This is a genomic window from Amycolatopsis sp. cg9 (genome assembly GCF_041346945.1).
Classification (GTDB): Bacteria; Actinomycetota; Actinomycetes; order Mycobacteriales; family Pseudonocardiaceae; genus Amycolatopsis.
In genome coordinates this window covers 6038929-6045405 of sequence record NZ_CP166850.1, presented here as the reverse complement: position 1 = coordinate 6045405, position 6477 = coordinate 6038929, and the positions used below count along the sequence as shown (strand labels likewise).

The following is a 6477-nucleotide window of genomic DNA, read 5'->3' as shown; positions in this document are numbered from 1 at the left end:
GTCGAAAGCGGCACTTTCGTAGGGAAAGTGCCGCCTCCGTGAGCCCAGGGGTCAGTCCTGGTCGCCGCCCAGGACAAAGCGGACCAGGTCGTCCGCGTCCATGTCGCCCACGTCGCCGTCCTCGGACTCCGGGGTGGCCTCCTCCGGGCGGTCCGAGCGTTCCGCCGCCTCCGACAGCAGGTCCATCAGGCCCAGCGAACGCAGCTGGTCGAACGACACCGACGCCAGGAACTTGCGGACCCGGGCCTCCTCCGCCGACGCCGGGACGGTGTCCTCGTCGCCGAACAGCTCGCGGTGCAGGTGCGCCGCCACCGCCTGGGACGTCGGGTGGTCGAACACCAGGGTCGACGGCAGCCGCAGGCCGGTGCGCTCGCCCAGGACGTTGCGGACCTCCACCGCGGCCAGGGAGTCCACGCCCATGTCGCGGAACGCCTGGGACGGCTCGATGTCGCCCGGTTCGCCGTAGCCGAGCAGCTCGGCCGCCACCGTGCGGACCAGCCGGAGCAGCGCGTCCCGCCGCTCCGCCGGATCCAGGCCGGCCAGTTCCTCGTGCAGCGTCGCCTCGGCCACCACCGCGTCGCGTTCGGTGCCGGCCGCCGACAGCGCTTGGCGGACCTCCGGCAGCTCGCTGAGCAGCGGGCTTTCGCGGGGCAGCGTGAACGTCTGCGCGAAGCGGTTCCAGTCGAAGTCCGCCGCCAGCACCGACCCACGGACGCTCAGGGCCCGGCCGAACGCCACCATCGCCTCTTCCGGGACCAGCGGCACCAGGCCGTGGCGCTGCATGTGTTCGAGCATGTCGCCCTGCATCGCCATGCCGGCCTCGCCCCACACGCCCCAGCCGATCGACACGCCCGCCAGGCCGCGGCGTTCGCGGTCCTCGGCCAGCGCGTTCAGATAGGCGTTCGCGGCGGCGTACGCGCTGAGCTTGCCGCTGCCGAGCATGCCCGACACCGACGAGTACAGCACGAAGAAGTCCAGCTCCCGGTCGCCGACGAGCTCGTCCAGGTGCCGCGCACCCTCCACTTTGGACCTCAGGACGCCCTCGACCTCGGCCAGGGTCAGCGCGACGACGTCGGCGCCGTCCTGGGCGACGCCCGCGGCGTGGACGACCCCGCGCAGCGGGTCCGCCTCGGGGACCGCGGCCAGCACCGCGGCCAGCTGGTCGCGGTCGGCGACGTCGCACGCCACCACCGACACCTCGGCGCCGCGGCCGGTCAGCTCCTCGACCAGCTCGGCCGCGCCCGGTGCGCCGGGGCCGCGGCGGCTGGTCAGCACCAGCCGCCGGACACCGGCGTCGGCCAGCCAGCGGGCCGTCTCGACGCCGAGCGCGCCGGTGCCGCCGGTGATGAGCACCGTGCCCGGCCCGGCCAGCGCCGGGGTGACCGACGGGGTTTCCGCCGCCGTGGTGCGCCGCAGGCGGCGGCCCAGCAAGCGGCCGTCGCGCAGGGCGATCTGGTCTTCGCCGCCGAGCCCGGCCAGCACGTGCGGCAGGTTCCGCAGGTCGGCTTCGCCGGGTTCGGCGGGCAGCTCGACCAGGCCGCCCCAGGCCGCCGCGCGTTCGAGCGCGACGGTGCGGCCGAAGCCCCAGACCGCCGCCTGGCCGACGGTGTCCGCGGCCGCGTGCCGCCCCTCGACCGGCAGCGCCTCGCGGGTGAGGCACCACAGCTTGGCTTCCACTTCGGCCCGGGCCAGTGCCTGGACCAGCACCGCGGTGAGCACGACGCCCGGCGGCGCGGTCGGCGCCGCGGCGATCGGCCGCGTGCTCAGCGCGAGCAGCGACACGACGGCGTCGAACGTCCCCGGCAGCTCCCCGATCCGCGCCGCCAGTGCGGCCGGGTCGGGGTCGGTCACGGTGAGGACGGTGACGTCACCGGGCAGCGCGCCCAGCACCCGGGTGCTCCACTCGCCGGTGTCCCCGGGGACGACGGCGAGCCAGCGGCCCGGCCCGGCGGCGCCCGCCGGGGGCTTCAGCGGGGTCCAGTCGATGCGGTACCACCAGCGGTCGACGGCGGCTTCGGTGCGCAGCTTCTCCCGCCACGACGCCAGGGCGGGCAGCACGGCGTCCAGCGCGGCCCGGTCGACCTCCAGCGCCGAGGCGAGCACCTCGCCGTCGGTCGCCGCGACCAGGCCCCACAGCCGCGCGTCGGCCGCGCTCTCGCCGCCCTCGGGGACGGCCTGCGGGGCCGGCTCGGGCCAGTAGGTCTTGCGCTGGAAGGCGTACGTCGGCAGCGCGACCCGCGCGGTGACGCCGACGCGTTCGTAGAAGGCGCCCCAGTCGACCGTGACGCCTTGGGCGTGCGCCCCGGCGACCGCGGTGACCACCCGGCGCCAGTCGCCTTCACCGGTGTGCAGCGTTTCCTGGAACACCAGCGGTTCGCCGGTGCGGTCCATGGTCTGTTCGAGCGCCATCTTCAGCACGGGGTTCGGGCTGGGCTCGACGAACGCGCTCGCCCCGCCAGCCACCATCGCGTCGGCCGCCTCGCCGAACAGCACGGTCTGGCGCAGGTTCCGGTACCAGTACCGGGCGTCCAGCTCCGCGGTGTCGAGCAGCCCGCCGGTCACCGACGAGTAGAACGGCACGGCCGAGCTGCGCGGGGTCACCGGCGCGAGCAGCTCCAGCAGGTCGTCTTCGAGCAGCTCGACCTGCGGGGAGTGCGCGGCGAAGTTCACCCCGGCCAGCCGCCAGCGCATCATGCCGGCCGCCGAAAGCCGCTTCTCCAGCTTCGCCATGGCGGTCTCGTCGGCGGAGACGGTGACCAGCTTGGGCCCGTTCACCGCGGCGATCGAGACGTCGTCGCCGACGAGCGCGCGGACGTCATCGACCGGCGCGACCACCGACAGCATCACGCCGGTGCGGGCGAGCTTCTGCCGGATCAGGCGGCTGCGCAGGGCGACCACGCGAGCACCGTCCTGAAGGGACAGTCCACCCGCGACGCACGCGGCGGCGATCTCGCCCTGCGAATGCCCGGCGACCGCGGCGGGTTCGACGCCGAACTCGCGCCACAGCGCGGCGAGCGACACCATCACCGCCCACAGCGCCGGCTGGACGACGTCGACCTCTTCGAGGGCTTCGGCGTCGTCGAGGACGTCGAACAGGGACCAGCCGACGAACTCGGCCAGCGCGGCGGCGCACTCGGCCATCGTCGCGGCGAACACCGGCGACGCGGCGAGCAGGTCCTTGGCCATCCCGGCCCACTGCGAACCCTGGCCGGGGAAGACGAACGCCGGGGTGCGCGTGCCGAACGCGCGCCCGGTCACGACGTCCGGGGCCGCTTCACCCGCCGCCACCGCGGTGAGCGCGGCGACGAGCCCGGCCCGGTCCTCGCCGACGACGACGGCCCGGTGCGCGAACGGCGTCCGGCCCGCCAGCGCGCGGCCCACGGCGGAAACGTCCTGGCCGTCGAGGTGCGTCAGCAGTCGTTCGGCCTGGCCGCGCAGGGCACCGGCGGTCCGGCCGGAGAGCACCCACGGCACGATCGACGGCGGCCGCGCCGGTTCGGGCACGGGTACCGGTGCCGGGCCGGCTTCGAGCACGGCGTGGGCGTTGGTGCCGCTGATGCCGAACGACGAGACCGCCGCGCGCCGCACGCGGCCGCTCTCCGGCCACGGCCGGGCCGCGGCCAGCACCTCGACGCCGCTGTCGTCCCAGTCCACATGGGACGATCGGGTCCCGACGTGCAGCGAGCGCGGCAGGACACCGTGGCGCATCGCGAGGACCATCTTGATGATCCCGGCGACCCCGGCCGCGGCCTGGGTGTGCCCGATGTTGGACTTCACCGAGCCGATCGGCAGCGGGTTTTCGCGCTCGCGCCCGTAGGTGGCGATGAGGGCCTGCGCCTCGATCGGGTCGCCGAGCGCGGTACCGGTGCCGTGCGCCTCGACCGCGTCGACGTCCGTTGTGGACAGCCCCGCGGCGGAAAGGGCCTGGCGGATCACGCGTTGCTGCGCCGGGCCGTTCGGAGCGGTCAGGCCGTTGGACGCGCCGTCGGAGTTGACCGCGCTCCCGCGGACGACGGCGAGGATCTCGTGACCGTTGCGGATCGCGTCGGACTGCCGCTCCAGCACCAGCATGCCGACGCCCTCGGCGAACCCCAGCCCGTCGGCGTCGTCGGAGAACGCCTTGCAGCGCCCGTCCGCGGCGAGCCCGCGCTGGCGGCTGAAGCCGATGAACGTGCCCGGCGTCGCCATCACGGTCGCGCCGCCGGCCAAAGCCAGCTCGCATTCCCCGCTGCGCAGCGCCTGCGCGGCCAGGTGCAGGGTGACCAGCGACGACGAGCACGCCGTGTCGACGGTCAGCGTCGGGCCTTCGAAGCCGAACGTGTAGGCGACGCGGCCCGAGGCGACGCTCGGGGAACTGCCGTTGCTTTCGTAGCCGTCGGTGTCGGCGAGGTGGTTGAGCGTCAGGCCGTAGTCGTTGTACATCACGCCGACGAACACGCCGGTTCGGCTGCCGCGCAGGCCCACCGGGTCGATGCCGGCGCGTTCGACGGCCTCCCAGCCCGTTTCCAGCAGCAGCCGCTGCTGGGCGTCGGTGGCGAGCGCTTCCCGCGGGTTCATGCCGAAGAACTCGGGGTCGAAGTCGCCCGCGTCGTGCAGGAAGCCGCCTTCGCGGGTGTAGGTCGTGCCCGGGTGGTCCGGGTCCGGGTGGTAGAGCGAGGCGACGTCCCAGCCGCGGTTGGCCGGGAACGCCGTGATGGCGTCGCGTTCCTCGGTGAGCAGCCGCCACAGGTCCTCGGGCGACTCCACGCCGCCCGGGAAGCGGCAGCTCATCCCGACGATGACGATCGGGTCGCCGGCCACCGCGGCCGGGGCCGGTGCCTCGTCGGCGACCGCGCCGGAGCCGAGCAGCGCCTCCAGGAGGTGCTCGCCCAGGGCGGCGACGGTCGGGTAGTCGAACACGGCGGTGGCGCCGAGCCGGACGCCGGTCGCGCCGTCGAGCCGGTTGCGCAGTTCGAGGGCGGTCAGGGAGTCGAAGCCGAGCTGCTGGAACGTCTGGCCGGCGTCGATCGCGCCGCCGTCGGCGTGCCCGAGCACCTGAGCGACCTGGGTGGTGACCAGTTCGCGGACGGCGCGGGTGCGCCCGGCGGCGTCGAGCGCGCCGAGTCGCTGGACCAGCCCGACGGCCGCTTCGGCGCCCGCCGCGGACCGCTTGAGCGGGACGCGGATGAGGCCGCGCAGCACCGGCGGGACGTCGCCCAGCGCCCGCAGCACCGGCAGGTCGAGCCGGACCGGGGCGACGTCGGGGACGCCGGCGGCGAGCGCGGCGTCGAACAGCGCGGTGCCGAGCTCGGCGGGGATGGCCGGGGTGCCCGCGCGGGCCATCCGGGCGAGGTCGGCGTCGGACAGGTCGCTGGTCATCCCGCTGCCGGACGCCCACGGGCCCCAGCCGAGCGAGGTGGCGGGCAGGCCCTTTACGTGGCGGTGCCGCGCGAGGGCGTCGAGGAAGGCGTTGGCGGCGGCGTAGTTGGCCTGGCCGGCGGTGCCGACGGTGCCGGCGACCGAGGAGAACACGACGAACGATCGCAGGTCCCCGCTCAGTTCGTGCAGGTTCCAGGCACCGGCGACCTTGGGCCGCAGGACGCGCTCGAAGCTCTCGGCGGTCTGCGAGCCGAGCACGCCGTCGTCGAGGACGCCGGCGCTGTGCACGACGGCGGTGAGCGGGTGCTCGAGACCGTCGAGGAGAGCCCGGAGCGCGTCCCGGTCGGCGACGTCGCACGCGGCGGTGCTGACTTCGGTGCCGTGCGCGGCGAGTTCGGCGACGAGGGTGGCGACTTCGGCGGGATCGCCTCCGCTGCGGCTGACGAGCAGCAGCCGCCGCATCCCGTGCTCGGCGGCGAGGTGGCGGGCGAAGACCGCGCCCAGGCCGCCGGTGCCGCCGGTGATGAGGACGGTGCCGTCGGGGTCGCCGAATTCCCGTGCTTCGGGCTGGACCGCGACGCGGGCGAGCCGCCCGCCGTGCACCCGCCCGTTCTTGACGGCGACCTGGGGTTCGTCAGCCGCGAGGGCGGCTTCGAGGAGGTCGCCGGTGTCGTCGAGGTCGACGAGCGTGAACCGGCCCGGGTGCTCGGCCTGGGCGGAGCGGACCAGGCCCCACACCGCGGCGGCGACCGGGTTGCCCTCGGTGGCCCCGCGGGTGAGGACGGCGAGGCGGGTTTCGCGGAGGCGGTCGTCGGCGAGCCAGCGCTGGAGGAGGTCCAGGACACAGGTGGTGACGTCGAGGGCCGCGGCCGCGGGGTCGTCACCGGGCGGGTCGAGCAGCGGGAGGACAACGAGATCGGGCGCGGCGGTGGCGGCGGCATCGAGGTCGGCGAAGGTTACGGCGCCGGGCAGTACGTCCGCCGCCCCGAGAACGCCGGCATCGGCCGCGAGGGAGGCCTCGCCCGGTGCGCCGGAGCCAGGGCCGCCGGCCGAAGCCGCTGCTGGCGAAGCGTCGCCCGGTGCGCCGGAACCCAGCCCACCGGCCGAAGCCGGTGCCGG

Annotated in this window: 1 protein-coding gene (only partly in view); it reads right to left on the bottom strand. The window is 75.3% G+C overall.

Annotated elements, in window-relative coordinates:
• Positions 1 to 51 precede the first annotated feature (51 nt).
• Positions 52 to 6477: the 3' end of a type I polyketide synthase gene (locus AB5J73_RS28375; protein WP_370961715.1), read on the bottom strand. Its footprint extends 13713 nt past the window's final position; the window shows 6426 of its 20139 coding nt (coding positions 13714-20139); its start codon lies off the right edge, out of view; the stop codon is at positions 52 to 54.